This is a genomic window from Kitasatospora sp. NPDC051702 (genome assembly GCF_040681575.1).
GTDB lineage: Bacteria > Actinomycetota > Actinomycetes > Streptomycetales > Streptomycetaceae > Kitasatospora.
Window position 1 is genome coordinate 421,492 of sequence record NZ_JBFAZB010000001.1, and the last position, 25,440, is coordinate 446,931.

Here is a 25,440-nt window from a genome sequence, read left to right on the forward strand (position 1 = left end):
CGGGAGGTGGCGGAGGGCGGGCGGCCACTTTCGCGGCCGCCCCCGGCGCACGACCGGTAGCCGCCACCGGCTGCGCGGCCACCGTCTAGTCTGGTCTCCGACATGGAGCAGCAGGACTACGCGGTCGGCGCCACCCGGGTGGCCGCCGACCGGCCGGACGGGCGCGCGGGCGGAACGGGGCGGGGGAGCGCCGACGCCCTGCTCGCCGTACGCGGACCCGCTGCCGCGAGCCCCGTGGAACCCGCGGCCGCAGCGGCCGCCGCCGGCCCGCCGGCCCGCACCGGCGAGGGCCCGTCCGATGCCGTGCCCGGCCCCCGCGCTGACGCCCCGCAGGCGCCGGCCGCCGCAGGCCACACCCCACGGCTGTCCCCCGACCCCGGACTGCTCCGGCTCGCCCACTGGTTCGCCGCCGCCGCCCCCGGCGCCGCCGACGACCTCTGCACCGCCGCCTTCGGCCTCTACCCGGCCCGCCACCTCGGCGCCGCCGCCGAAGCGGCCGCCGACCCCGGCGTCAGCTGGTGGCACGGCCCCACCGCGCACGCCGCCGCGGCCCTGCGCGCCCGGGAGGCCCGCACCGCCGGCGCGCTGCGCCGCGCCCGCCGGGACGCCTCCGCGCTGCCCGTCGTCCGGTCAGGCGCCAAGCCGGGCGGGCCCGGCCGGCACCGCAGGCCCGAACGGCCCCGCCCGGTGCCGGGCGGCCGGGACGGCGCCGGCCAGGACGCCCCCGCGCCCGGCCCGGCCGGCCCGCCCGCAGCGGACCCGCTCGCCGCCGAACGCCGGATCGCCGCACGCCTGTTGCTCGCCCACCCGCTGGTCTCCGCGGCCGGCCCGCACGCCGACGGCTTCCCGCTGATCCACCGTCACCGCGACTGGCTCACCGAACGCTTCGACACCCTGCTCGGCTACCGCCTCGCCGTCGGCCCCCGGCACGCCCGGCTCTACAAGGCCGGCCTCGGCCCGGGCACCGCCCGCCGCCTCGTGCACCCCGCCACCGGCGTGCCCTTCACGCCCGCCGGCTACGCCCAACTCGCCCTCGCCCTGGCCCTGCTCGTCGACGCCCCGGGGCAACTGCCGCACGGGCGGCTGCTGGACGCCCTGCGCACCGCCGCGCCCGGGCTCGCCGCCACCGCGGCCGAGCGCGCCGCGGCCCTCGCGGTGCTGGCCGACTGGCAGGTCCTCGACGGCCTGCCGGCGGACCCGCAGGACCGGGGAGACGGCCGGGACGAGGCCGACGGGCCGGATCCGGCCGGGCCGCCGGACGGGGCCGCCCCCACTGCTGCGCGCGGGGCCGTGCTGCTCACCGTCGACCGCGAACTCGCCCGCGCCGTCCCGGTCGGCCCGCCCGCCCTCGCCGCCGACGCCGCCGACCTCGTCCGCCGGGCCGCCGAGGCCGAACCCGCCACCGCCGTGCGCCGCCTGCTCGCCGAGACCCCCGCCGTCCTCGCCGCCGACCTGCCCGAGGACCGGCGGGCCTGGCTGCACGAGCACCGGCTCAGCGGCCCGGCCGCGCTCGCCGAGTTCCTCGGCCTGGAGACCGAGCTGCGGGCCGAGGGCGTCGCCCTGCTCGACCCGGCCGGCGAACTCACCGACCTCGCCCTCCCCGGCGCCGACACCCACGCCCAGGCCGCCCTGCTGCTGCTCGAACGCCTCGTCGAGGAGGTCCGCCCGCTGCCCGGCGAGCCCACCTGCGGCGACGGAGTCCCCATCCCCGACGCGCTGATAGACGGGCTCCTCGGCGACATCGCCGACGAGTACGCGCTCCCGGCCGGCTGGCGCCGCGACTACCTCGCCGACCGCACCGCGCTGCGCCGCGACGCCCTCGACCTGCTCCACGGGCTCGGCCTGATCGCTCCCACCCCGCGCGGCACGTGGCCCCCGGGCTGGCTGCTGCGCCCGCCCGCGGCCCGCTACGCGCCCGCTCCGGACCTGCGCCCCGCCCCCGGCACCGGCCGCCACTCCCGCCCGGCCGGAGCCGACGCGGGCTGCGGCGAGGCCGACCCGGTCTGAGACGGCCGCAGCCCCCGCGGGCCACTCCCGGTCGGGTGGCGGCGTGCGGGGGCTGCGCAGGACTGCGGCAGGGGAGGCGTGAGGTCCGGAATCCCCGCGTGCCCGGTGCGGAGCCCGGTCCGGGCCGGACAGCGGAGGGGACGGCCGAGGGGACGGCCAGGGGGGCGGCGGGGCCGCTATCTGCTCGCGGTGGCGGTGGCCACGGTCCCGTGCTCGACGGTCTCCACGGTGGCGCCGACTCCGAGGGCGCCGAGGGTGATGGAGGCGAGGACGGCGGTGCAGGCGAGCAGGCGGCGGTGGCGCTGGGGGAGCGGGAAGCGCGGTTCCTGGTCGGGCGCCTGAGGGCTGGCGTTCATGACAGGGAGGGTTCCAGGGCGGTGTGAACGGTCGGTACGCGCGGGTGAAGTCCGGACGGGGGTTGGGCGTCGGTTGGCCGCGTACGCCCCACCGCGGCCCGGGTGGGGCGTACGTGCTGGTCAGCGGGGTGGCGTCCGTTCGGCGAGGGCCTCCCCGACGGCGACCTTGACGGCGTCCCGCAGGCCGTGCGCGGGGTGCAGCCGGGACGGCCCGGCGGCCGGGTCCTCGCGGAGCTCCTTGATCAGGCAGACGCAGAGCAGCAGCATCACCACCACGAACGGCAGCGCGACCAGGATGGTGGCGTTCTGCAGCGCGGTGAGCCCGCCGGCCAGCAGCAGGGCGGCGGCGACCCCGCCCATCAGCACGCCCCAGACGACCACCAGCCAGGTGCGCGGGTGCAGCGAGCCGCGGCTGGAGAGCGAGCCGAGCACCAGGGACGCGGAGTCGGCGCTGGTGATGAAGAAGGTCATCACCAGGAGCACGGCGACCACGCTGGTGACCGAGCCGAGCGGCAGCGAGCGCAGCATCTCGAAGAGCGAGGCCTCGGCGCCCTGCGGGATGGTCGCGACGAGGTCGGCCGCGCCGGTGGTGACCTGCCGGATCGCGGTGCCGCCCATCACGCAGAACCAGACGACGGTGGCCCCGCTCGGCACCAGCAGCACGCCGAGCAGGAACTGCCGGATGGTGCGGCCGCGCGAGATGCGCGCGATGAAGGTGCCGACGAAGGGAGCCCAGGACAGCCACCAGGCCCAGTAGAAGACGGTCCAGGACCCCAGCCAGGTCTCGTCGGTGAAGGCGCCGGTCTGGGTGGACATGACCAGCAGGTCCGAGAGGTAGCCGCCGACGGAGGACGGGATCGCGTCGAGCACGAAGACCGTCGGGCCGAACACGAAGACGAACAGCATGATCAGCGAGGCCAGCACGACGTTCGAGGTGGAGAGCCACTTGACGCCCTTGTGGACGCCGGAGAACGCCGAGAGCACGAAGGCGGCGGTGAGCGAGCCGATGATGACCAGCTGGGCGTTCTGGGTGTTGCGCACCGAGGAGATGTAGCCGAGGCCGTCGGCGACCTGCAGCGCGCCGAGGCCCAGGCTGGTCGCGGAGCCGAAGACGGTGGCGAGGACGGTGAGCAGGTCGATCGCCCGGCCGGCCCAGCCGTCGGCGCCGCGCTGCCCGATCAGCGGGACGAAGGCGGCGGAGACGCGGTTGCCACGGCCCTTGCGGAAGGTGGTGTAGGCGAGGGCGAGCCCGCCGACCGCGTAGATCGCCCAGGGGTGCAGGGTCCAGTGGAAGAGCGAGAACTCCAGGGCCTGCTGGGCGGCGGCCGCGCTCTGCGGCTCCACGCCGGAGCCGGGCTGCGGGGCGGCGAACAGCTGGAGCGGCTCGCCGACGCCGTAGAACATCAGGCCGATGCCCATGCCGGCGCTGAACATCATGGCGACCCAGGCGAGGGTGGAGAACTCGGGCACGTCGTCGTCGCGGCCGAGCCGGATGCGGCCGAAGCGGCTGAACGCGAGCAGCACGGTGACCGCGAGGAAGACGTCCGCGGCCACCACGAACAGCCAGCCGAAGTTGTGCAGGACCCAGCCGAGCGCACTGGAGGAGGTCCGGCCGAGGGAGTCCTGGGCGAACACGCCCCAGGCGACCACGCCCAGCACCAGGACGGCGCTGATCCCGAAGACCGCCCGGTCGGCGGGCAGGGTCGCGGCGGGCTCGTCGGGCTCCTTCACGCGCGGCGCGGACGGCGGCGACTGGCTGCTCATCGGGCGGACCTCTCGTACCTCGGGGGCGGAGCTGGGGTGCCGGCACGGTCGGGGCCGAGCCGTATGTCGCACTATGTCCAGTTCGCGCCGCGAGGGGCGGGAGGGCGCGCCGGGAGGGCGGGCCCGGGGCGCGCCCGGAGGACGCGCCGCGGCGGCCCCGGGCGGGCCCTGCGGTCCGTCAGGCCGCCCGGCCGGCCGCGTGGTCGGCGACCGGGGCGTGCGCGGTGGCCAGGTAGCGGGAGAGCGCGCGGCGGCTGCGGCTGAGCTCCTCGATCCGGGTGTCCAGGTCGGAGAGCTCGCCGCGCAGGGTGGCCAGCAGGTCGGGGCAGGCCTCCAGGACCGGGACGGGGCCGCTGGCGCAGGGGAGGAGCTCGGCGATCACCCGGGTGGTCAGGCCCGCCCCGAGCAGACTGCGGATCTGCCGGACCCGGACGGTGTCCTCCTCGCCGTACTCGCGGTAGCCGGCCGCGGTGCGGGCGGGCCGCAGCAGGCCCTGCTCCTCGTAGTAGCGGAGCAGACGGGTGGAAACCCCGGTCAGCCGGGCGAGTTCTCCGATACGCATGACCGGGCGAACACCCGCCGGACGTAGGGCATTCCCGGCGGCGGCGGCCCGTCCCGGCCGCCGCCGTGCACCGCCGCGGGCTCAGTCCTCGACGAACTCCAGTACCAGTTCCCGCAGTCGGGGCAGTTGCTCGACCATCGGCAGGTGCCCGCAGGGGAGTTCGACGAAGCGCGCGCCGGGGATGCCCTCGGCCAGGGCGCGGTGCTGGGACGGCGGGACGAGGCCGTCCTCGGCGGTGCCGACCACCAGCGCCGGGACGGTGACGGCGGCCAGCTCGTCGCGCACGTCGGCCCGGCCGGCCAGCCGGAACTGCTGCTTCAGGCCGGCCGGGACGGGGCCGCCGAGCGCCTCCTGGAGGGCGGCGAGCCCGTCGGCGGGCAGCGCCTCCACCCAGGTCTCGCCGAGGACGACCGTCAGCACCAGACGGGCCAGGTCGGCGGGCCGGTCGGCCAGTTCGGCGACGAGGTCGGCGAGCAGCCGCAGCCGCGCCGAGCCGCCGGCCACGCCCGAGAGCAGGAACAGCGAGCGGACCCGGCCGGGGTGGCGGGTCGCGGCCCGGACGGCGACGGCGGCGCCCAGCGAGTAGCCGGCCAGGTCGAAGGTGTCCAGGCCCTCCTCGACGGCGGTGGCGACCAGCCGGTCGGCGAGCCCGTCCAGGGTCGGCTCGTCCGGTTCGCCGGGGGTGTCGCCGGAGCCGGGGAAGTCGGGGGCGACGACGGTGCGGTGGGCGGCGAGGTCGGCGATCAGCGGGCCCCAGTTGTCCCGGGCGCTGCCGCCGGCGCCGTGCGCGAGCAGCAGGCCGGGGCCGGAGCCCTGGACGATCCGGGCGAGCGGGGCGGGGACGGACGGCATGACGGCTCCTCGGGGCACTGTTTCGGGGCGGCGGCGGACCTGCGCCGACGACGGAACGGTAGGTGTTCACACCGGTGGGAAGGTCAAGCCCCGGATCGCGGATCCGCCTGACGGGCGGTCGGCCACGCCGTAGGATCCGGGACCGTGACCGGGGGACGCCGCGCCGTGGTGCCGACCGGGCGGACCGCCGCCCGGGCCGGCGGGATGCCGCCGCGCCGTCCGCTCGGCTGTTGTCCGGGCCGCCGCGCCCGCCGCCAGGCCTGTCGATCCGGCCGCTGACCCGCTCCGGGCCCCCTCGAGGCCCCCTCGAGCGGCCCGCTGCCGAATGACCCTGCCGAACGACCCCCCGAGGGCCCTGGCGGGCCCAGCCGCGCCCCGGGCCCGGCCGCACCCCCGGCCTCCCGCACCCCGCACCCCGCCGCACCCCGGGCCGGGGCGGGCCCGGCCGGCCCCGCCCCGGCCCGCCGCGCGTCCACCGCCGAACCGCCTACCCTGAGAAACGAAGGAGTGCCGCCGATGGCAGCCGAGGTCCAGACCCCCGCCACGCCGTCCGACCGGGCCCCCGCGCTCGACGAGGCCGCCTACGACCGCCTGCGCCGGCGCCAGTGGCTGGCCGGTGAGGCCCGGGCCGACGGCGTGGACCGCCGGACGCTGCTGCGGATGCTCGCCGCCGCCGGGGCGCTCGCCGCGCCCGCCCTGGCCGCCCCGGTGCTCGCCCCGGCCCGGGCGGCCGCCGAGGAGGTGCCCAGGCCCGTGCCCGGGATCGTCAAGCCGCTGCCCGCCGAGTGGTTCGTCCCGCGCGGCACCAACGCCGAGATGCGCTGGGACGCGCTGCGCGACGCCGACGGCGACGCCGCCGTCGGGCGGCACGTGCCGGTGGAGCGGTTCTTCGTCCGCAACCACACCTCGACCCCGCTGATCGACCCGGACACCTGGCGGCTGAAACTGTTCGGGACCGGCCTGCGCGGTGCCCCGGCGGCCGGGCAGCCGGTGGAGTTCGGCCTGGAGGACCTGCAGGACCTGCCGTCCACCCGGATCAGCGCGCTGATCGAGTGCGCCGGCAACGGCCGCAGCTTCTACGCGAGCCAGCAGGGGCAGGCCGTCCCGGGCACGCCGTGGACCCTCGGGGGCATCGGCTCGGCGAGCTGGCGGGGCGTCCGGCTGGCCGACGTGCTGCGGGCGGCCGGGCTGACCCGGGCGGCCGTGGACGTGCTGCCGGCCGGTCTCGACCCGCACTACGTCACCGGCGGCACCGACCTCGGGCCGGTGCGCCGGCCGCTGCCCGTCGCCAAGGCACTGGACGACGTGCTGCTCGCCTACGAGATGAACGACGAGCCGCTGACCCCCGACCACGGTGCGCCGGTGCGCCTGGTGGTGCCCGGCTGGGTGGGGATCGCCTCGATCAAGTGGGTGGGCACGATCGAGGTGGCCGACCACCCCCTGTACTCGCCCTGGAACACCGACTTCTACCGGCTCTGGGGCCCCGACTACCCGGCCGCCGGCACCGCGCCGATCACCACCCAGGTGGTCAAGAGCGCCTTCGAGCTGGCCCGGGGCGCGGTGCTGGAGGCCGGCCGCGGCCACCGGCTGCACGGGCGCTCGTGGTCCGGCGCGGCCCCGGTGCGCACGGTCGAGGTGAGCACGGACGGCGGCCGCAGCTGGCGGCGCGCCGACCTGCGGGACGAGCCGCGCGCCCACGACTGGACGCGCTGGAGCGTCGACTGGCGCCCCGAGGGCCCCGGCGCGTACGAGCTGCGGGCCCGGGCGACCGACCGCCGGGGCAACGGCCAGCCGGAGCGGGCGGTGTTCAACCGGGAGGGCTACCTGTTCGGCGCGGTGGTGGCCCACCCGGTGACGGTGGCGTAGCCGCCGCGGGCGCCCTGACCGGGGTCGGGGTCGGGGTCGGGGTCGGACCGGGGCCGGGGCCGGGACCGGTGTCGTGCCGCGCCCTGCCGCCCGCGCCGGTTCCGGCCGGGGCGTGCCGGTTCCCGCCCGCCGCCCCGCGGCGGCCCGGTGCCGGTCGCCGGGCCGCGGCGCGGGCGGGGCCCGGCGGAGCCGTCAGGTGCGGTGGCCGGTGGGCTGGACCTCGTACGGCACCGGGTACGACGGCTCGTACGGGTTCAGCACCAGCCGCACCACGTCCTCGAGCCGCCGCCTGGCGTCTCCGAGGGTCGTGCGGCCGGTCACCCAGGCGGTCAGCTCGCCCTGCCAGGCGTGCGCGACGATGTGCCGCACCAGTTCGCTGGCCGCCGCCGGCACCTCCGTCGTCACGGCCTGGAGGGCGGTGCTGTCGGCCCGGGCCATGCCCTGCAGCGCCTCGCTGGCGAACGGGTCGGTGGAGGCGGCGACGGCCACCCGCAGCCGGGCCAGTTCGGGCTGGCGCTGGTAGGCCCGCATGCCGCCGCGGACGAAGCGCACCGCCCGGTCGGTGGCGCCGAGCCCGGCGCGCGGGCCGCGCAGCTCCGCCACCAGGTCGGCCAGCAGTCTGCGGTGCCACTCGGCGATCGCGGCCGCCAGGAGGTGGTCCTTGGAGGAGAAGTAGCGGTACGCCGTCCCCAGGGCGACTCCGGACCGCTCACAGACCTGCTTCATCTGCAGCCGCTCGACGCCGATCTCGTTCACCAGGGCGAGCGCGGCCGCGATCAGGCTTTCGCGGCGTTCGAGCTGACGCGGAGACATCGCCTCCACCGGCCGTGGTGACAGGTCAACCTTGGTCACCCGCACCATGATACGGGCCGGGGCCGCTCAGGAGTATGACGCCGACCGGCCCCCTTCCGTTCGCCGGGTGGTCACCGGCGTGCCCGGGGGGCCCGGTCGTGCCCGGGGGCGGGCCGGTTCCGCGGGCCCGCCGGGCCCGCGCCCCGGGCGGCGCGGGTCAGCGCAGCCGGCGCAGCAGCGCCTCCTGGACGGCGGAGGCGACGAGGTTCCCGTCCCGGTCGTAGAACTCGCCGAGCGACAGCCCCCGGCCGTCCGAGGAGGACGGGCTGCGCTGGGCGAACAGCAGCCACTCGTCGGCGCGGAACGGGCGGTGGAACCACATCGCGTGGTCGAGCGAGGCGATCAGCAGCCGGGGCGGCTCGCTGCGCTGGAAGAAGTTCGGCTGCTCGTGCAGCCCGGAGGTGGAGGCCAGGGTCAGGTCGGACAGGTAGGTGAGCGCGCAGACGTGCAGCAGCGGGTCGCCCTCCGGCAGCGGGGAGGCGATCCGCATCCAGACGAACTGCTGCGGCATCCCGGGCACGGCCGGCGGCACCCCGGGCGCGTCGGACGGCACGAAGCGCAGTTCGAGGTCGCGGAAGCCGCCGGTGCGCAGGATCGCCGCGCGCAGCGCCGGGTCCCAGGCCGAGAAGGCGTCCGGCAGCGACTCGGGGCCGGGGACAGGGGGGATCGCCCGGTGCCGGTCGCCGGCCGGCTCGGCGCGCTTGAAGGAGGCGGAGAGGCTGAAGATCGCGTTCTGGTTCTGCAGCGCCGTCACCCGGCGGGTGGTGTAGGAGACGCCCTCGCGGACCCGCTCGACCTCGTAGCGGATCGGCTGGGTCGGGTCGCCGGGCAGCAGGAAGTAGCCGTGCAGCGAGTGCACCGCGCGCCCGCCGTCGCAGGTGCGCCCGGCGGCGACGAGGGACTGCGCGGCGACGTGTCCGCCGAAGGCGCGCATCGGGGCCCCGGCGTGGCAGTGGCCCCGGAACGTGTTCTCGTCCAGGCGCTCGATCTCCAGCAGTCCGGCGAACGAGCCGGTGGGCCGGGTGGCGCGGATTTCCTGTTCGGTCAGGTCGGTCACGGGCCCATAGTGGCAGAAGCCAACCGTGCCGCGGTGTGACCTGGGTAACGTCCAGGGGTCCTTCCGTCGGGTAGAACCTGTTCCAGTGCGGTCGCGGGCCGACGGATTGTCAGTGCCCTCACCTAGCGTGCTCGGCATGACGCAATCCGCACACGCGTACGCCTATCTGCGTCCGTCCGCCGTCCTCGACGGCGCCGGCGGGCGGCACCTCGACCTGGCCACCTCCGGCGGCGCCACCCCGCTCGGCGCGGCGGCCAACCCGCGCTTCTTCGCGGGCTTCCTGACGGACCCGGCACCGGCCGCCGCCGCGCTGCTCGCCGTGGCCGACGTCGCCGCCGCCCGCTACTACCAGCCGCAGCTGCGCGCCTCGCTCGACCCGGTCGTGACGGCCAACGGGGACCGGCTGCGCTTCGAGTCCTTCTCCGGCTGCTGCGGCGTCTACGCCCGGCTCGACGTGCTCGGCGCCGGCCTGGACGGCGACGACATCGGGCACGGCACCACCAACGTCGACGTCAACAACCCGCTGCGCGAGGCCCTGACCAGGATCGGCCCCGCCGACCCGCTGCATCTCGCGGTCGGGCCGGACGCCCTGGAGGTCACCACCTTCGACGGGCCGCTGGTCGAGAAGAAGGTCCCGCTGCCGGAGCGCTGGCTGCGCGGATTCGCCGAGACGCAGGTCGTCGCCGCCGGCTTCGACCTGCGCGCCGAGCTGCCCGCCGCCGAGGCGGTGCGCTTCCTGCGCTCGCTCCCGCGCGGCGGCCGCAGCAGCGTGCTGCGGGTCGTCCCCGCCGGGCGGACGCTGCGGCCCACCACCCGGCCGGTGCCCGGCGCGGTCTGCCTGCCCGGGCCCGAGCGGCTCGCCGCGCTGCAGCGCGTCCTGCGGCACGCGACGGCCCTGCGGGTCTACGGGCCCGCCGCCGGCGACGCCCCGGCGGCCTCGGCCTGGGAGGTGGTGCTGCCCGGCATGCGGCTCACGCTCACCCTCTCGCCCGACGCCTCCCGGGGCTTCTCCGGCGAGGGCGGGGTGCTCGGCGCGCTCGCCACCGGCACCGTCGACCAGGACGCCGAGCTGGTCGCGGTGCTGCTCGCCTGGGAGCCGCGGATCGAGGTCGCCGACCTCGCCGAGCAGTCCGGGCTCACCCCCGCGCGGGTGCGCGCCGCCCTCACCAGGCTCGGCACCGCCGGGCAGATCGGCTACGACACCGCCGAGGCCGCGTTCTTCCACCGGCAGCTCCCGTACGACGCGGGGCGGGCCGAGGCGGCCAACCCGCGGCTGCGGGCCGCGCGGGCCCTGGTCGCCGCGGGTGCGGTGCGGCTGGAGCCGGGCGGCGCGACGGCCGTCGTCACGGTGGACGACCACATCCAGCGGGTGCGCACGGACGACACGGGGCGCGCCTCCTGCACCTGCCTGTGGTGGGCCAAGTACCGGGGCGGGCGCGGGCCGTGCAAGCACGCGCTGGCCGTCGGCATGGTGCGCGAGGCGGCCGGCCGGGGCGCGCAGCAGGGGCGGGCCGCCGGCGCGGCGCAGGGGGCCCGGGGGGTCCGGGCATGAGCGGGGCGGGAGGCGTGACGGTGACGGCGGACGTGGAGACGGGCGTGGCGGCAGGAGGGGCGGGCGTGACGGGTGCCACGGGGGCGGTGACGGCGGAGGCGGAGGGCCGGCCGGACGGCGTGGCGCGCCTGCTCAGGGCCGTCCGGGGCGGGCGGATGTCGCTGATACCCGCCCTGGTCGACGACCTGGACGCGGCCCAGCGGCGGCAGTGCCTGCCCGCGCTCAAGGCCCTGCGCAAGGAGCTGCGCGACGACTGGTCGAACGACGGGATCGGCGCCCGGGGCGCCCTGCTGCTCGCCGGGGCGGGCTGCCACACCGGCCCGGCCGGCGCCGCCACCTGGCTCGCCGGGCGCGACTTCACCGGGCGCGACTGGGCGCGGCACCCGGCCCTCGGCCGCCTCGTCGAGGCGCAGCCGGTGGAGTGGCAGATCGAGGTGGCGACCAGGCTCGCCGCCCGGTCGGCCTCGGGCTGGGGCCGGTCGATGTACCCGCTCGCGGAGGCCGTGGTGCGGCGCACCGGCTGTGCGGTGCCGCAGGACGAGCCCTTCGTCCGCGAGTGGGCGAGCTCCGTGCGCCAGGGCGGCGGCCCGCAGCCGACCGTCGCGGCGCTGCTGCGGGCGGACGCCTTCACCCCGGTGCTGGCGCCCCGGGTGTTCGAACTCGACGACATCGGGTGGATGCTCTCCTGGCAGCGCAGCCCCCGCCCCGGGGACTCCTGGCCGGAGGCGTTCGCCGAGCTCGCCGCCACCGGCGAGCTGGACCGCGCCGAGCTGCTCGACGCCTGCCTGGCCCGGCTGCTGCGCGGCGGGAAGTCCCCCGACCAGCGGGCCTTCCTCGACGTGCTGCGCGCCCTCGCCCCGACCCCCGAGGAGTACGCGGCCCGCGTCCGGGACGTGCTGGCGCTGCTCGACGCGCCGTCCGTGATCGCCGGACACGCCCAGGAGGTGCTGGTCGGGCTGGACGAGGCCGGGCTGACCGAGCCCGAGGTGCTGGCCGAGGCCTCGGCGGTGGTGCTGTTCCGGACGGAGAAGAAGCTGGTGCGCGCCCAGCTCGGCTGGCTGGACCGCGCGGCCAGGCGCGAGCCCGCGCGGTCCGGGCCGGTGGTGCTCGCGGCGTCCGCCGCGTTCGGGCACCCGGACCAGGGCGTCCAGGAGCGGGCGCTGCGGGTGGTCGCCAAGCACCTGCGCGCGGCGGGCGAGGCCGTGCTGCCCGAGCTCCGCCTCGCCGCCGAGGCGCTGAACCCCGCCCACCACCCGCGGGCCGGCGAAGTGCTCGGCGCCCCGGTCGGCGGCGAGGACCCGGACACCGGGTGGGACGAACTCCTCCCGCCCGCCCCGCAGCCGCGCCCGCTCGGCGCGCCGATCGCCTCCGCCGCCGAGGTGGCGGAGGAGCTGTCCGCCCTGCTGGCCGCCGAGAGCCCGGACGTCGCGGTCTTCGAACGGGTGCTGGACGGCCTGGTCCGCCAGGCCCACCTGGACCGCGCCGCGCTCGCCGAGGCCCTGGAACCGGTCCGCCGGGTCCACCCGTGGAGCGGCGTGGGGCGCTGGTACGACTGCACGCCCCGCGATGTCCTCCACGTGGCGGCCGCGGTCGCCGGCGAAACCCCGCCGCACCGGGGGGTCCGGGACCTCCCCGGCGGCAAGGGCCGTTCGCCGCTGCGCAGCCAGAACAACACCGTGTACGGCACCGTCCTCGCCGCCCGGATGGAGGAGGCCGCCCGGCAGGTCGCCGCGGACCGGCCCCCGTTCCTGCTGGCCACCCCGACCGACACCACCGGAGCGGTCGCCGCCGGGGTGCTGGTCGAACGGCTCGCCGGGTACGAGGCGGCCGGCGTCACCCCGGGCCGGGCCGACCTGTGCGCCGCGCTGCTGCGGGCCGCGCCCACCGCGGACGCGGAGGTGCTGCGGGCCGCCGGGGAGCTCGGCTCGCCCGCCGGGCGGTGGGTCGCGCACTGGCTGCGCACCGGGGGCCTGCCCGACCAGCCGTCCGAGCGGGTGTACTTCGCCCCCGGGCGGGGCTCCCGGCACGGCCGGATCTACGGGGAGCGCTGGTGGGAGGACCTCCAGCGGGTGGCCGTCGCCCAGCCGGGCGCCGGCGCCGGGCCGAAGGGGCCGGACGGCGAGCGGCTCGCCCCCGAGTTCCGGGCGCTGCTGGAGGGCACCGAACCCAGCGCGGCCCGGGTCCGCAAGATCGCCGAATGGCCCTGGTGGCCCACCGCGCACTGGGCCGCGATGCTCCCGTGGCACCGGGAGGAGCTGGCCGCCCGCTGGCTCGACCACTTCGCCGGCGGCGCCGACCGGGACGCCCGGGACACCGCGCGGCTGCTGCCGGCCCTCGCCGAGGCGGGCGGCCCGGCCGGGCTGGCCCTGCACCTGGCCGTGGCGTACGGGCTGGGCGCCCGGGACGCGGAGGACCGGACGGCGGCCGTCGACGCCCTGCTGGTGCTCGCCGCGCGCGGTGAGCTGGACGGCGCGCTGCTCGGCCGCGAACTGGGCGTGCTCGTCGGCCCCGGTACGGTCAAGGCCACCCGGCTCGCCTCGGCGCTCGCCCTGGCGGCGGGCACCGGCGCCTACGGGACGGTGTGGTCGGTGCTCGGGGCGGCCCTGCCGGGGCTGCTCGGCGGCGCCGAACAGTCCGCGCGGGGCCTCGGCGACCTGCTCGCCCTCGCGGCCGACTGCGCCCGGCGCACCCGCGCCCGCGGCCCGGTGGCCGAGGTGACGGCCACGGCGGAGCGCGCCGGGTCGAGCCGGGTGGTCAAGGAGGCCCGGATCCTGCGGGACGTCCTCGCGGCGTGAGGCACTGACGGCTGGTGGCTGACGGGTAGCGGCTGACAGCTGACAGATAACATCTGACAGATAACAGATGACAACTTTCAGCGAACAGATTTCAGCGAACAGACTTTGAAATCTGTTCGCTGAAATCCGTTGCCGCCGCCCGCTCGCGCACCGGGGCCGCCGCCGGCCGCCCGTCCCGGACCAGTGGCTCGACGGCGCGCGTCGCGGCGGCGACCGCGACCGCACGCCACCAGAGCCGCAGTGCCGGAGGGTCGGCCGGCTCGAAGGGCTTGCCGGGCCGGGGCACCGCCAGCCGGGCGCCGAGCGTCTGGGCGGCCGTGACCACCCGTTCGGCGGGCTCCTCCCAGGGGTGCGGCGCCAGGCTGAAGGTGCACCAGTGGATCGGCAGCATCAGCTCGCCGCCCAGGTCGAGGTGGGCCTGCACGCCCTCCTCCGGCGTCATGTGCACCTCGGGCCAGAAGTCGCTGTACGCGCCGACCTGCATCATCGTCGCGTCGAAGGGCCCGAGTCGGCGGCCGATCTCGGCGAACCCGGGGAAGTACCCGGTGTCCCCGCTGTGGAAGATCCGGTGGTCCGGGCCGGCCACCACCCAGGACGCCCAGAGGAACAGCGCGCTGGTGCGCGGTCCGCGGCTGCAGTAGTGGCGCGCCGGTGTGGCGGTCAGGGTGAGCCCGGCGACCTCGGCGGACTCCCACCAGTCCAGTTCGACGATGCGCCGGGCCGGCACCCCCCAGTGCTCCAGGTGCGCCCCGACCCCGAGCGGCACCGCGAACACCGCGTCGGTGTCGATCAGCGCGCGGACGGTGGCCATGTCGAGGTGGTCGTAGTGGTCGTGGGAGACCACCACCACGTCCACCGGCCCGAGTTCGGACAGCGGCAGCGGCATCGGGTGCAGCCGCTTGGGGCCGGTCCAGGCGAACGGGGAGCAGCGCTCGCCCCACACCGGGTCGAGCAGCACCCGCCGCCCGCCGATCTCGGCGAGCACGGTGGCGTGGCCGAGCCAGGTCAGCCGCAGTCCGGACTCCGGGGGCGTCGCGAGGTCGACCGGCAGCAGCCGGTGCACCGGGACGGCGGCGGCCGGCGCCCGGCGGGTCTTGTCCCCGGTCAGCTGGGCCCGGGTGACCTCCAGCGGGCTGCGCTCGTAGACGAGCCGGCGGGTGGGCACCGGGTTGCGGAAGGCGCCGTCGGCGAACTGCGGGGAGCGGTGGATGCGGGCCAGCCGCTCGCCCTTCGGGTCGGCGCCGAAGGCCTCGGCCCGGACCCGGTGCCAGGCCGCGCGGGGCAGTGCGGCCAGTCCAGGTGCGGCGGGACCGGCGGCAGGGTCGGAGGACGGCGGGGCGAGCTGCGAGGAAAGACCGGCGAGGCGGGCGAACCAGGGGGCTGGGCGGGGCACGGCTCCTCCAAGGACGGTCACGGCTACCGGGCGTGCCGGGGCGCGTACCTCGGTGGCTGGTGAGGCCACTGCGGTACGACAACCATCTCGTCGGAGGTTACTCGCCGCAGGTCGGCCGGACCTGGTGGACGGCTCGAGGCGGGCCAATCGGCGTACCCGACCGCCCTCCACCGCCCCGGACCACCCCGCGGCGGCGCCCCGGACCACCCCGCGGCGCCGGCCGGGGGCGACCCGTGGAGCCGGCCCGGCGCCCCGGCCGTCGGTCCGGGCCGGAACGCGCCGCCCCGGACCCGCGCCCGCTACGCGTAGAACCGCGTGATCGTCTCCGCGACGCAGTGCGGCTTGGTGCTCTCCGCGCTGGTGATGGTGAACCGCACCACGGCCTGGACCCCGCCCGCCACCTCGGTGGCCGATACCAGCTCGGCGGTGGCCCGGATCGCCGTGCCCACCGGCACCGGTGCCGGGAAGCGGACCTTCTCCGAGCCGTAGTTGAGCGCCATCCGCACGCCCTCGACGCTGTAGCACTCCTTCGCCAGCACCGGGATCATCGACTGGGTCAGGTAGCCGTGCGCGATGGTGGAGCCGAACCGGCTCTCCTTGGCGCGCTCCGGGTCCACGTGGATCCACTGGTGGTCACCGGTGGCCTCGGCGAACAGGTCGATCTGCCGCTGCTGGATGGTGTGCCACTCGCTGGTGCCCAGCTCGGTGCCGACGGCGGCGGTCAGGTCGGCGAGGGAGGCGAAGCTCGTCACGGTGTGCTCCTGGAGGGGGCGTGCCCGGGGGAGAGGTGCAGGACGCCGGAAGCGTATGCCTACCCACCGGTATCTGTCAGGGGGTGACGGCGCGGCACCCGTCTCCCCGGCACCCGTCCGCTCGGCACTCGTCGGCCCGCCGGGCCCCACCGGCCCGGTCGGCCCCGCCGCCGGCCTCAGGACCGCAGCGCCCCGCGCCCCGCGGCGCCCTGCCCGGTCGGGAACAGCCGACGGCCGCTGACCAGCTCCGGCACCAGCGCGACGAACAGCGGCTCCGGATCGCCCACCCACGGCCGCAGGCCGGAGCGCAGCACCCGCCGCACCTGGTCGGGCTCGCGCACCACGTCGGCCCGTCCGTGCACCAGGACGCTCCAGCCGGTCCGGGTGACCGGGTCCAGCAGGTCCGCCTGGAAGGCCACCACCGTGCCGTCCAGCCCGCGCGCGGTCGCACTTCCCCGGCGCACGGCGAGCACCAGCCGCCCGTCCAGGACCTCGAAGGAGACCGGCAGGACGGCCGGAAGTGCGTGCTCGGTGTACACCACGCGCCCGACGGGCACGGTGCTGAGCAGCCGCAGGCACTCGGCCTCGCTCAGGGTCTCCACACGGTCCTCGCGCTCCATGCGACCGATCGTCCTCCGGTCGGCGTGCGCGCCGATAGGGCCCATGGTCCCGGAGCGGGCGGGCCGGGAGCCCCGTCGGCGGACGCCGGGAGCGGTAGCCTGCCCGGCGGTGGAACGGCACCCGCCCCCGCGCGCAGCGGCGGCGGGCGCGGCGGGCGACCCCGGGTGCGCCGGGGCCGGCGAGGGAGGGGCGGGCGTATGGCGGGCGGGGTCGACCTGGTGGTGATCGGGGCGGACGGCGGACCGGACCGGGGCTTCGGCGGTTCGGCACTGGCGCCGGACGGCGCCCGGCTGCTCGCCGAGGTGCTGCCGGGGATGTGCTTCGACGCGGGTGCGGCCGGCTGCCGGGTCACCGGGGTGGCGCCGGACGCGGACGCCAACGCGATGCTGACCGCCGTCCGGGACGCCGCCCAGCACCCGGGCCGCTGGCTGGTGGTGTGCCTGGTCGGCCAGTTGGTGGCCGACCCGCGCGGCCGCCGGCTCGCCCTGGTCACCGGCGGCAGCACCGCCGACAACGCCTACCGGCGCGGCCTGGCCTGGGACTGGGTGGTCAGCGCGATGGTGCACGGGGACCAGGAGGAGGCTTTGCTGCTGGTCGACGCGGTGGCCGACCGGGACACCTGGGCGGCGCTGGAGCGCGGTGGCGGCGAGGACGGGGCCGGTGAGCTGCTGAGCTACCCGCGCGTCCCGCTGTGGGGCCGGGTCGGCCGCTACGCCCCCGGCAGACGCGGCCGGGACGCCGTGCTGCCGGGCGGTGAGGGGTCGTTCAGCCGGGCCCTGACCACCGTCCTGCGCCAGGGCGTCCCGGGTGCTCCGGCCGCCGTCGCCCCGCTGGATCTCCAGCCCTCGGTGGCGGCGCTGATCGACGGTGCCGAACCGGCCGGTAGTTCGGGTGCGCCGGGCGCGCGCCTGCTCGTTCCGCCGCAGGGCGGGCGCCTCCTGATGCGCAATCGGGCCGCGGTCAGGGGCGCATTGGCCGGATTGTCGCTTTCCGAAGAACTGTTGGCCGTTCTGTGGCGGGAAAGTGCCCCGACGGAACCGCCTTCCGCGTAAGGTCAGGGGGCCTGAGGTGTTGCCGTGATGGGGTGGGTTGGCGAAGAATCGATCCCCAGCGGAAACACCGGCGGGACAGCGGAATTCTTCTGGCGGCCACGGATCACTGACCGGGTCGGTCGCGATGAGGTGGGGCGATGCGGCAGCGCGGAAATGTGTTGCGCCCTGGGGCGGTTGGGATCGGCGGGGTGGTTCTGGCGTTGCTCCTCGGGGCATGTGCGAGCAGTGGTGCCGGTGGTTCCGTCGATCGTCTCGGGACGGCTGCGCCCAGTGTTGCGGGAGTGGATCCGGTAACTCCTTCGGGTGGTTCGGTAAACGGCTCGATCGCGCCGACCGACGGGCCGGAAGGGGCGATGGGGCGGCTTGCCCTGAAGACGTATCAGGACTGGTGGCAGGCCCAGGCGGACGCATTCGGGCGAACGGATTCGGACGGATTCGCTCTGGAGACGTACTCCTCCGGCCGGGCGCTGGCCGATGCCCTGGTCGGTCTCCGCCAACTCCGCGACGCCAAACTGGTGATGACCGGAACTCCGCGGAATTCCGCCGCGGTGAAGACCATTGATCTCACATCCGATCCGCAGACCGCGGTGATCGAGGACTGCGTCGACGTGTCGGACTGGCGCCGCGTCGACGCCGTCACCCGCGCCGCCAAGGATCCGGGCCAGCGGCTGAACCGCTACGTCGCGACCGCGTCCCTGCGCTGGTTCCAAGCACGTTGGCTGATCTACGACTTCAAGCGGGAGGTGGACCGGACATGCTGAACGCGCTGAACACGACGAACCGGAGGAAGCCGAGTCCCAGGAAACCGGCCGGGCGGTTGGCGATCCTCGCGCCGTTGTCCGCCGGGTTGCTGCTGGCCTCGGCGATCACGGCGGCGGCGGACGAACCACCGGGTGGCGGCGCCGAACAGTGCTATCCGGACGTGATCTGTTCGGGGGTCAACTCCGGCGGGAAGAAGCCCGTCCCCGGCCCGAGCCAGCCCGGCGGCACCGGCGGCGGGGCCGAGGACGGCCCGCAGGTGTGCAGCTACCACGACCAGCAGTGGGCCTGCCACGATCCGGAGCTCGGCTGGTTCAACAGCGGCTCCGGCTGCTACTACCGCCCGCTGGACAACCCGCCCGCCGAGGGCGCCCCGGAGTGGCAGGGGCACAAGCCGTCCGAGGGCGCGCTCTACTCCAAGGTCTGCCCGCAGACGGGCGGCGGGATGGGCGGCGCCGAGATCGTGTTCGAGGCCACCACGCCGGCCGGTCCGCCGGTGCTGAACCTGGCGGACATCGGGGTCAGCTACGCCCACGAGATGCGCTTCCCGAAGCCGGCCGCGGGCGTCGCCCCCAAGGGCACCGCCGTGGTGAAGGCGCCGGTCTGGCTCTGGGTCGACAACGTCGTCGCACCGGCGCCCAAGACGCTCTCCGTCCCCGGCGCCTCGGTGACGGTCACGCCCCTGCTGAAGGGCGTGACCTGGGACTTCGGCAAGGACGTCACGGTGAACTGCGACACCGCCGGCACGCCGTACGACCCGAAGTACGGCGCGGCCAAGTCGCCCGACTGCGGCTACGAGTTCGCCGTCGGCTCGGCCAACCGCAAGGACGGCGTCTACGCGGGCACCGTCACGGCGAACTGGGTGGGGCACGTCGTGGTCACCGGGCCGAACGCGAAGACCTTCGACGTCAAGATCCCGCAGTCCACGGACATCAGGCTCAAGGTCGCCGAGGTGCAGGTCCTCAACTGACCCCGGGCCGGTCCACCCCGGAGCGGTCCGCCTCCGGCGCGGGCGTGGACCGGCGCCGGCACGGACGCGGGCCGAGCACGACTTCGACCCCCACGACTTCGACCCCCAGCACCAACGACCCGGAACGAGCACGAGGAAGGGCGGAACCCGGTGGAGAACCGTACATTCGCGACGCCGGGATCCGGCACACCCGCGGGCGCCGCGGTGTCCGTGGCGGTCCCGGACCAGGGAGCGGCCGCGGGTCGGGCCCGTGGCCGCGGCGCGGGCAAGGCCGGCGGCCGGGGCAAGGGCGCCGGCGCGGGCGGCGGCGCGGGCGGCGAGGACCAGCGCGCCGCGCCGCACACCCCCGGTCGTACCCTGCGGGCCCGGCGCCGCCGCCCGGCCGTGCTGGCGATGGCGGTCGCACTGATCGCGGCCGGCGGCCTGGGCGGTGCGGTGCTCTACAACAGCACCGGCCAGCGGGTCGCGGTGCTGGCGCTCGCCCGGGACGTCCCGTGGGGGCAGGTGATCACCGACGACGACCTGGTGGTGGCCCGGATCGCGGGCGATCCGGCGCTGCGGCCGGTCTCCGCAGTGGACCGGCGGACCGCGGTCGGCATGCGGGCCGCGACCGACCTCAAGCGCGGTGCCATGCTCACCCCGACCGACCTGGCGCAGAACCTGGCCGTCCAGCCCGGCCAGATCGTCGTCGGCGTCTCCGCCAAGCGCACCCAGCTGCCGGCCAGTCGGCTCCAGCCGGGGCTGCAGATCGTCGTCGTCTTCACCCCGGACAACAGCAAGGCGGACTCGATGCCCGCCACCGTCATCACCGTCGGCCGGGTGGACACCGACGGGAGCCAGGTCATCGACGTGGCCGTCGGTGCCGCGGACGGGCCCCGGCTGGCGCAGTGGGTGGCCGGCGGGCGGATCCAGGTGCTGCTGGCGCCGCGCGCCGCCTCGGCGGGCGGCGCGACCGCGGGCACCGGTGGTACCACGGGCACCGGCGGCACCGCCGCGCCGACCGCCCCGCCGAGCGGGGCCGCCACCGGGGCACCCTCCGGCGCGGCCACGGCGCCCGTGCCCCCCGCCGGGGCGGGTGGCGCCTGATGGCGGTGATCGCGGTGGCCGGCGGCCCGGGCGCGCCCGGCGCGACCACGACGGCCCTCGCCCTGCTGCTGGCCTGGCCGCTCGAGCCCGGCCGCCGGGTCCTGCTGGTGGAGGCCGACCCGGACGGCGGCGCCGTGCTCGCCGGCGCCCTGGAGGGCCGGGTCGAGGCGGTGTACGGGCTGCGCAACCTGGCCGTCGCCGACCGGCGCGGCCTGCTCGCCCAGACCATCTGGGAGCAGCTGATCGACCTGTCGCCCGACGGCACCGCCGAACGGCTGCTGCTGCCCGGCCTCACCGACCCCACCCAGGCACCCGGTCTCGCCTACACCTGGGAGCCGCTGATCGAGCTGCTGCACGGGCTCGAACCGCAGGGCTACGACGTCATCCTGGACCTCGGCCGCTCCGGCGCCACCGGTACGAGCGCGGTGCTGGCCCGCCGGGCGGACGTGGTGGCGGTGACGGTCCGCACCACGCTGCGCGGCCTGAGCTCCGCCCGCCCCCGGCTGTCCGCGCTCACCGAGGACCTCGCCACGGCGGGCACCGGCTCGGACGCGCTCGGGCTGCTGCTGGTCGGCGAGGGGCCCTACTCGGGCGCGGAGGTGTCGCGCGAGTTCGGGCTCCCGGTGCTGGGGCTGCTGCCGCACGCCGTCCGCACCGCCCGGGTGCTCTCCGACGGAGGGGACACCACCGACCGGCGCTTCATCCGCTCCGAGCTGATGCGCACCGCCCGTTCGGCGGCGGACGAGGTGCAGCTGCTGGTCCGGCGGCGGCGCCAGCGGCTCGCTCCGAACCCGGCGCCGGCGCCGGTGCCCGTGCCCGCCCTGCCCACCGCCCCGGACCGGGCCCAGCCGCAGGGCCCGGGGCCGTCCGTGCCCGGGCCGGTGGCGGCCCCCGCACCGGCGGCCTACCGCCCGACGACGGTCGGGTCACCGGCGGTCCCGGCGGAGGCGGTCCCGGCACAGGCGTACGAGTCGGCCGCCCACGGTGGGACGCCCCAGGCGCCCGCGGCGTACGGCGGGACCGGCTCCGGGGACGCGTCCTCCGCGCCGCCGACCTACGGCCAGGTGCCTTACGGCCAGGTGCCTTACGGCCAGGTGCCGTACGGCGAGGCGACGTACGGCGAGGTCGCGTACGGGCCGGTGACGCAGGGCCCGACGGCGTACGGCCCGGTGGGGCCCGGGCCGGTGGCGTACGGCCCCGTGGCGGGGGAGCAGCCCTCGTACCAGCCCCCGCAGCCCGTCCCGCCGGTGATCACCACCGGACCGGTGGCGCCGCTGGCCGGGCTGGCGCCCCAGCCCGCCGCGCCCGCGCCGTTCCCGGCGCACGTCCAGGCCCCGTACCCGGCGCAGCAGGCCCACCAGCCGTACGGCCGGCACGGCTCGTACGGCCCGCAGGAGCCTCAGCACCCGCAGGACCTGCAGGAGCCGCAGGAGCTGCAGCACCCGAAGGACCCGCCCGATCCGGTGAACGCGTCCGGCCGGGCCGGCCGGTCCGACCCGCAGGACCCCCACGGCCACCCGGCGGCCGCCCGGGACGAGCAGCAGTACCGGCTCCAGCAGCCGGCCGGGACACCCGACCAGCAGTCCGCCGACGGCCGGCGGCCGCAGACCCCCGGGGAGGTGCTCCGTGCGCGGTAGCCCCCTGCACCAGCACCCCACCGCCGACCCGGCCGCCCTGCCCTGGGCGACCCCGGCCTCGGCACCCGCTCCGGCACCCGTGCCCGGCCCCGCCGCGGCGCAGGCGTCCGCGACGGCGCAGGCCTACCGGCCCGGCCCCGTCGCCCCGCAGCCCGTTCCGCAGCCCGCCCCGCCGTACGCCCACCAGGGCGGCGCCGCGGCACCGACCGCCGTCCCGCCGGGGCTGCCCTCGCTGGACCTGCGCGGCGCCGCCACCCGGCCGGCCGTCGACCCGCAGGTGGCGCGCGAGCTCAAGCGCCAGGTCGCGGCCGAACTGCACCAGCAGATCACCCGGTTGACCAGCGCCTCCGGGTCCGAACCGGACCGCGCCACCCGCCGCCAGCGCGGCCGGGCGCTGATCGAGGAGGCCGTCGCCCGCTGGTCCGACGCCTACGCGCAGACCCACGGCATCCCGCCCACCCGCGAGCAGGACCGGGCGCTCGCCGAGGCGGTCTTCGACCTGCTCTTCCGGGCCGGGCGGCTGCAGCCCTACCTGGACGACCCGGAGATCGAGAACATCCTGATCAACGGCTGCGACGACGTGTGGATCTCCCGGGTGCACCAACCCCTGCGCCAGGTCCCGCCGGTGGCCGACAGCGACGCCGAACTCGTCGAGCTCCTCCAGGACCTGGCCCGCCAGCACGGCGGCGGTGAGCGCAGCCTCTCCACCGCCAGCCCGACCCTGGCGCTGCGCCTGGAGGGCGGCATGCGCCTGCAGGCGCTGACCGAGGTCACGCCCCGCCCGTACGTGGCGATCCGGCGCCACCGGGTGGCCTCGGCGACGCTGCCCGAGATGGTCGAACTCGGCACCCTGGACAGCACCCTGGCGGCCTTCCTGGCCGCCGCCATCCGGGCCCGCAAGAACGTGATGATCACCGGCACCCAGGGCGTCGGCAAGACCAGCCTGCTGCGCGCGATGGCCGCCGAGATCCCGCCGGACGAGCGGATCGGCACCCTGGAGTCCGAGTTCGAGCTGTGGCTGCACACCCTCGGGCACCTGCGCCAGGTCGTCCCGATGGAGGCCCGGGAGGGCAACGGGGAGCGCGTCGAGGGCCGGCTGGCCGGCGAGTTGACGATCGGCGACCTCATCCCGGCCGCGCTGCGGATGACCCTGTCGCGGATCATCGTCGGCGAGGTCCGCTCCGGCGAGGTCGTCCCGATGCTGCGGGTGATGACCAACGGCGAGGGCGGCTCGATGTGCACCCTGCACGCGCGCGGCCCGCAGATGGTCGTCGACCGCATCGCCGAACTCTGCCTCGAGTACGGCTCGCACATGACCGACTCGCTCGCCTACCGGCTCACCGCCAACGCCCTGGACCTCATCGTGCACGTCACCATGGTCGACGAGACCGCCGTCGGCGGCCGCCGGCACCGCTTCGTCTCCCACGTCCTCGAGGTCGCCGGCCTCGGCGAGAGCGGCCGGCCCGCGCTGAACACGGTGTTCGGCCCCCGGCTGGACATCGGCGAGCCGCGGGCCGTCCCGCACACCCCGCCGCAGTGCCTGGACGACCTGCGCCGGGCCGGCTTCGACGCCGGCCTGCTCGGCTCCCGGTACGGGAGCTGGGCCTCCCCGCTGCAGCTGCGGATCGGCGGTGGCGCGCGGTGATGCTGCTCTTCGCCCTGTGCGGGCTGGCGGTCGCGGGCGGCCTGGTCGCCCTGGTGGCCTGGGCCCGCGGCAGCGAGCCGGCGGACGAGGACGAGGCGCTCCGGCCGGACAACCCGCTGGCCGGGCGCGCCCACGTCCTCTGGTACGGCGCCCCCGGCACCGCCTCCTCCCGGATGGTGCGGCTGCGCCGTATCCAGCTGCCGGTCGCCCTGGCCGGCGCGCCGCTCGGCTGGCTGTTCACCGGCATCCCGCTGACCGCGCTCCTGGTGCCGCTGGCCGTCTTCGGCCTGCCCTGGCTGTTCGACACCACCCGCCCGGACACCCGCCGGATCGAACGGCTGGAGGCGCTGTCCGAGTGGACCCAGCGCATCGCCGACGTGCTGCTGCTCGGCGTCGGCCTCAACCAGGCCATCGTCACCAGCCGGCGCACCGCCCCCGCCGCCCTGGAGGAGGAGATCGGCGAGCTCGCCGCGCGGCTGCAGGCCCGCTGGCGGCCCGAGGAGGCGCTGCAGGCCTTCGCCGACAGCCTGGCCGACGCCACCGCCGACAAGGTGCTGGCCGCGCTCGTCCTGCGCTCCGGCGACAGCGGCCCGGGTCTCGCCCGCGCCCTGTCCGACATGGCCGACTCGGTGCGCGAGGAGGTCCGCCAGCGCCGCGCCATCGAGGCCGACCGGGCCAAGCACCGCACCACCATCCGCTGGCTGGTCGGCATCATCGTGCTGGTCGTCACGGTCGGCTCCTTCAACAGCGAGTACACCCGGCCGTACGGGACGGTGCTCGGCCAGGTCGTGCTCGCGGTGGTCGCCGCCCTGTTCGTCGCGATCATCGCCTGGATGCGCGCCCTCGCCTCGCACCCGCCGGTGCCCCGGCTGCTGGCGCCGGACCGGCGGAGCAGGAGCGGGCGCCGCACCCCGGCGCGCGCGGACGAGCCCGCCGAGCAGCTCGGGGAGGTCCGGTGATCTCCCCCTGGTCCGTGCTGGCCGGCGCCGCGGCGGCCGGCGGCCTCGCCGTGCTGATCGCCGAACTGCGTCCCGCCCCGCCGGACCTGCGCCAGGCGCTGGACCGGCTGCACCGCGCCCCCGCGGACCGGGCCGTCGACCCGGACGACGAGCGGCCCCGCTGGTACGACCGGATCGGCGAGCGCTCGGTCCACCTGCGCGGGGTGTCCGTCCCGCACCGCGAACTCGCCCTGATCGGCCGCACCCCGGCCCGCTTCATGGTGCACAAGCTGCTGTTCGCCGCGATCGGCCTGGTGCTGCCGGCCTACCTCGGTGCGATGGCCGTGGTGATGGACGTCGGCCTGCCGTTCGCCCTGCCGCTGCTGGCCGGGCCGCTGCTGGCCGGCCTGCTCTGGTTCGTCCCCGACGCCATCGTGCGCGGCGAGGCCAAGGAGGCGCGTACCGAGTACCTGCACGGCATCGCCGCCTACCTGGAGCTCGTCGCGCTGGAGCGGGCCGCCGACTGCGGCCCCGCCGAGGCCCTGCACCGCGCGGCCTCGGTCGGGCGCGGCGCGGTGTTCCGCCGGATCCGCGACGCCCTCGACCGGGCCACCACCGACCGGCTCCCGCCCTGGGCCGGACTGGACGCGCTCGCCGAGGAGTTGGGCCTCAGCCCGCTGCAGGACGTGGCGGACATCATGCGGCTGTCCGGCACCGACGGCGCCGCCGTGTACGACACCCTGCGGGCCCGCGCCAAGGGCCTGCGCGGCGAACTGCTCGCCGAGGACCTCGCCCGGGCCAACGCCGACAGCGAGCGGATGGTCGCGCCGGGGGCCGCCCTCACCCTGCTGATGACCGTCCTGATCGTCTTCCCCGCGCTCCACCAGATGCTCAACTGACCTGCGGAACAGTGCGTCTGCCTCA

The 25,440-nt window shown here is 76.9% G+C and carries 21 protein-coding genes; 12 read left to right on the forward strand and 9 right to left on the reverse strand.

The features are described from left to right. Positions 1-102 precede the first annotated feature (102 nt). Entirely contained in the window at positions 103-2,007 is a 1,905-nt protein-coding gene (locus AB0N04_RS01780; protein ID WP_360219893.1) for a DUF2398 family protein, read from the forward strand. A gap of 176 nt (positions 2,008-2,183) precedes the next feature. Here AB0N04_RS01780 and AB0N04_RS01785 read toward each other — a convergent pair whose 3' ends face one another. From AB0N04_RS01785 to AB0N04_RS01800, 4 genes are all read right to left on the reverse strand, one after another. After that, positions 2,184-2,363, reverse strand: coding sequence for a hypothetical protein (locus AB0N04_RS01785; RefSeq protein WP_360219890.1), 180 nt, complete (start codon positions 2,361-2,363; stop codon positions 2,184-2,186). 120 nt (positions 2,364-2,483) lie between these two features. After that, entirely contained in the window at positions 2,484-4,127 is a 1,644-nt protein-coding gene (locus AB0N04_RS01790) for a BCCT family transporter (RefSeq protein WP_360219887.1), read from the reverse strand. 178 nt (positions 4,128-4,305) lie between these two features. Next, entirely contained in the window at positions 4,306-4,689 is a 384-nt protein-coding gene (locus AB0N04_RS01795) for a MerR family transcriptional regulator (RefSeq protein WP_360219884.1), read from the reverse strand. A gap of 81 nt (positions 4,690-4,770) precedes the next feature. Next, positions 4,771-5,541 carry an alpha/beta fold hydrolase gene (locus AB0N04_RS01800; protein WP_360219881.1) on the reverse strand — a complete coding sequence of 257 codons (771 nt, stop codon included), beginning with the start codon at positions 5,539-5,541 and terminating at the stop codon, positions 4,771-4,773. Positions 5,542-6,057: 516 nt separating this feature from the next. Between AB0N04_RS01800 and AB0N04_RS01805 the strand changes: the two genes are divergently transcribed. Further along, a complete protein-coding gene (locus AB0N04_RS01805; RefSeq protein ID WP_360219878.1) occupies positions 6,058-7,407 on the forward strand; it encodes a sulfite oxidase in 1,350 nt (449 codons plus the stop codon). A 192-nt stretch (positions 7,408-7,599) separates the two neighbouring features. On the opposite strand, the gene AB0N04_RS01810 is transcribed toward AB0N04_RS01805, so the two are convergent. Next, the gene (locus AB0N04_RS01810; RefSeq protein WP_360219875.1) at positions 7,600-8,259 is read right to left on the reverse strand and encodes a TetR/AcrR family transcriptional regulator; all 660 of its coding nucleotides are present in this window, start codon (positions 8,257-8,259) and stop codon (positions 7,600-7,602) included. Positions 8,260-8,416: 157 nt separating this feature from the next. After that, positions 8,417-9,316, reverse strand: coding sequence for an acyl-CoA thioesterase II (locus AB0N04_RS01815; protein WP_360219872.1), 900 nt, complete (start codon positions 9,314-9,316; stop codon positions 8,417-8,419). A 136-nt stretch (positions 9,317-9,452) separates the two neighbouring features. On the opposite strand from AB0N04_RS01815, the gene AB0N04_RS01820 reads away from it, so the two are divergent. Both AB0N04_RS01820 and AB0N04_RS01825 read left to right on the forward strand, forming a co-directional pair. Continuing rightward, the gene (locus tag AB0N04_RS01820) at positions 9,453-10,868 is read left to right on the forward strand and encodes an SWIM zinc finger family protein (protein ID WP_360219869.1); all 1,416 of its coding nucleotides are present in this window, start codon (positions 9,453-9,455) and stop codon (positions 10,866-10,868) included. 65 nt (positions 10,869-10,933) lie between these two features. Further along, positions 10,934-13,663: a DUF6493 family protein gene (locus tag AB0N04_RS01825; protein WP_360219866.1), complete on the forward strand. Its 2,730-nt coding sequence runs from the start codon at positions 10,934-10,936 to the stop codon at positions 13,661-13,663. A gap of 91 nt (positions 13,664-13,754) precedes the next feature. Here AB0N04_RS01825 and AB0N04_RS01830 read toward each other — a convergent pair whose 3' ends face one another. The 3 genes from AB0N04_RS01830 to AB0N04_RS01840 form a co-directional block, all read right to left on the reverse strand. Then, positions 13,755-14,957 carry an MBL fold metallo-hydrolase gene (locus tag AB0N04_RS01830; protein ID WP_360219899.1) on the reverse strand — a complete coding sequence of 401 codons (1,203 nt, stop codon included), beginning with the start codon at positions 14,955-14,957 and terminating at the stop codon, positions 13,755-13,757. A 398-nt stretch (positions 14,958-15,355) separates the two neighbouring features. Then, positions 15,356-15,808, reverse strand: coding sequence for a MaoC family dehydratase (locus tag AB0N04_RS01835; RefSeq protein ID WP_360219863.1), 453 nt, complete (start codon positions 15,806-15,808; stop codon positions 15,356-15,358). Positions 15,809-15,984: 176 nt separating this feature from the next. Then, positions 15,985-16,428, reverse strand: coding sequence for a pyridoxamine 5'-phosphate oxidase family protein (locus AB0N04_RS01840; protein WP_360219860.1), 444 nt, complete (start codon positions 16,426-16,428; stop codon positions 15,985-15,987). 198 nt (positions 16,429-16,626) lie between these two features. Between AB0N04_RS01840 and AB0N04_RS01845 the strand changes: the two genes are divergently transcribed. The 8 genes from AB0N04_RS01845 (at position 16,627) to AB0N04_RS01880 (ending at position 25,415) form a co-directional block, all read left to right on the forward strand. Beyond that, entirely contained in the window at positions 16,627-17,481 is an 855-nt protein-coding gene (locus AB0N04_RS01845; RefSeq protein WP_360219857.1) for a hypothetical protein, read from the forward strand. A 281-nt stretch (positions 17,482-17,762) separates the two neighbouring features. Further along, complete coding sequence (locus tag AB0N04_RS01850; RefSeq protein WP_360219855.1) at positions 17,763-18,242, forward strand: hypothetical protein; 480 nt, start codon at positions 17,763-17,765, stop codon at positions 18,240-18,242. After that, positions 18,236-19,210 carry a hypothetical protein gene (locus tag AB0N04_RS01855; protein ID WP_360219852.1) on the forward strand — a complete coding sequence of 325 codons (975 nt, stop codon included), beginning with the start codon at positions 18,236-18,238 and terminating at the stop codon, positions 19,208-19,210. The genes AB0N04_RS01850 and AB0N04_RS01855 overlap by 7 nt, the downstream gene beginning before the upstream one ends. Positions 19,211-19,360: 150 nt before the next feature. Beyond that, a complete protein-coding gene (locus AB0N04_RS01860; RefSeq protein WP_360219849.1) occupies positions 19,361-20,296 on the forward strand; it encodes an SAF domain-containing protein in 936 nt (311 codons plus the stop codon). Continuing rightward, positions 20,296-21,933, forward strand: a complete 1,638-nt coding sequence (locus tag AB0N04_RS01865; protein WP_360219847.1) for a hypothetical protein — start codon at positions 20,296-20,298, stop codon at positions 21,931-21,933. Before AB0N04_RS01860 ends, AB0N04_RS01865 begins: the two co-directional genes overlap by 1 nt. Next, positions 21,923-23,578 carry a CpaF/VirB11 family protein gene (locus AB0N04_RS01870; RefSeq protein ID WP_360219844.1) on the forward strand — a complete coding sequence of 552 codons (1,656 nt, stop codon included), beginning with the start codon at positions 21,923-21,925 and terminating at the stop codon, positions 23,576-23,578. The genes AB0N04_RS01865 and AB0N04_RS01870 overlap by 11 nt, the downstream gene beginning before the upstream one ends. Then, positions 23,578-24,537, forward strand: a complete 960-nt coding sequence (locus tag AB0N04_RS01875) for a type II secretion system F family protein (protein WP_360219841.1) — start codon at positions 23,578-23,580, stop codon at positions 24,535-24,537. The genes AB0N04_RS01870 and AB0N04_RS01875 overlap by 1 nt, the downstream gene beginning before the upstream one ends. Continuing rightward, positions 24,534-25,415 carry a hypothetical protein gene (locus AB0N04_RS01880; RefSeq protein ID WP_360219838.1) on the forward strand — a complete coding sequence of 294 codons (882 nt, stop codon included), beginning with the start codon at positions 24,534-24,536 and terminating at the stop codon, positions 25,413-25,415. The genes AB0N04_RS01875 and AB0N04_RS01880 overlap by 4 nt, the downstream gene beginning before the upstream one ends. The last annotated feature ends 25 nt before the right edge of the window (positions 25,416-25,440 follow it).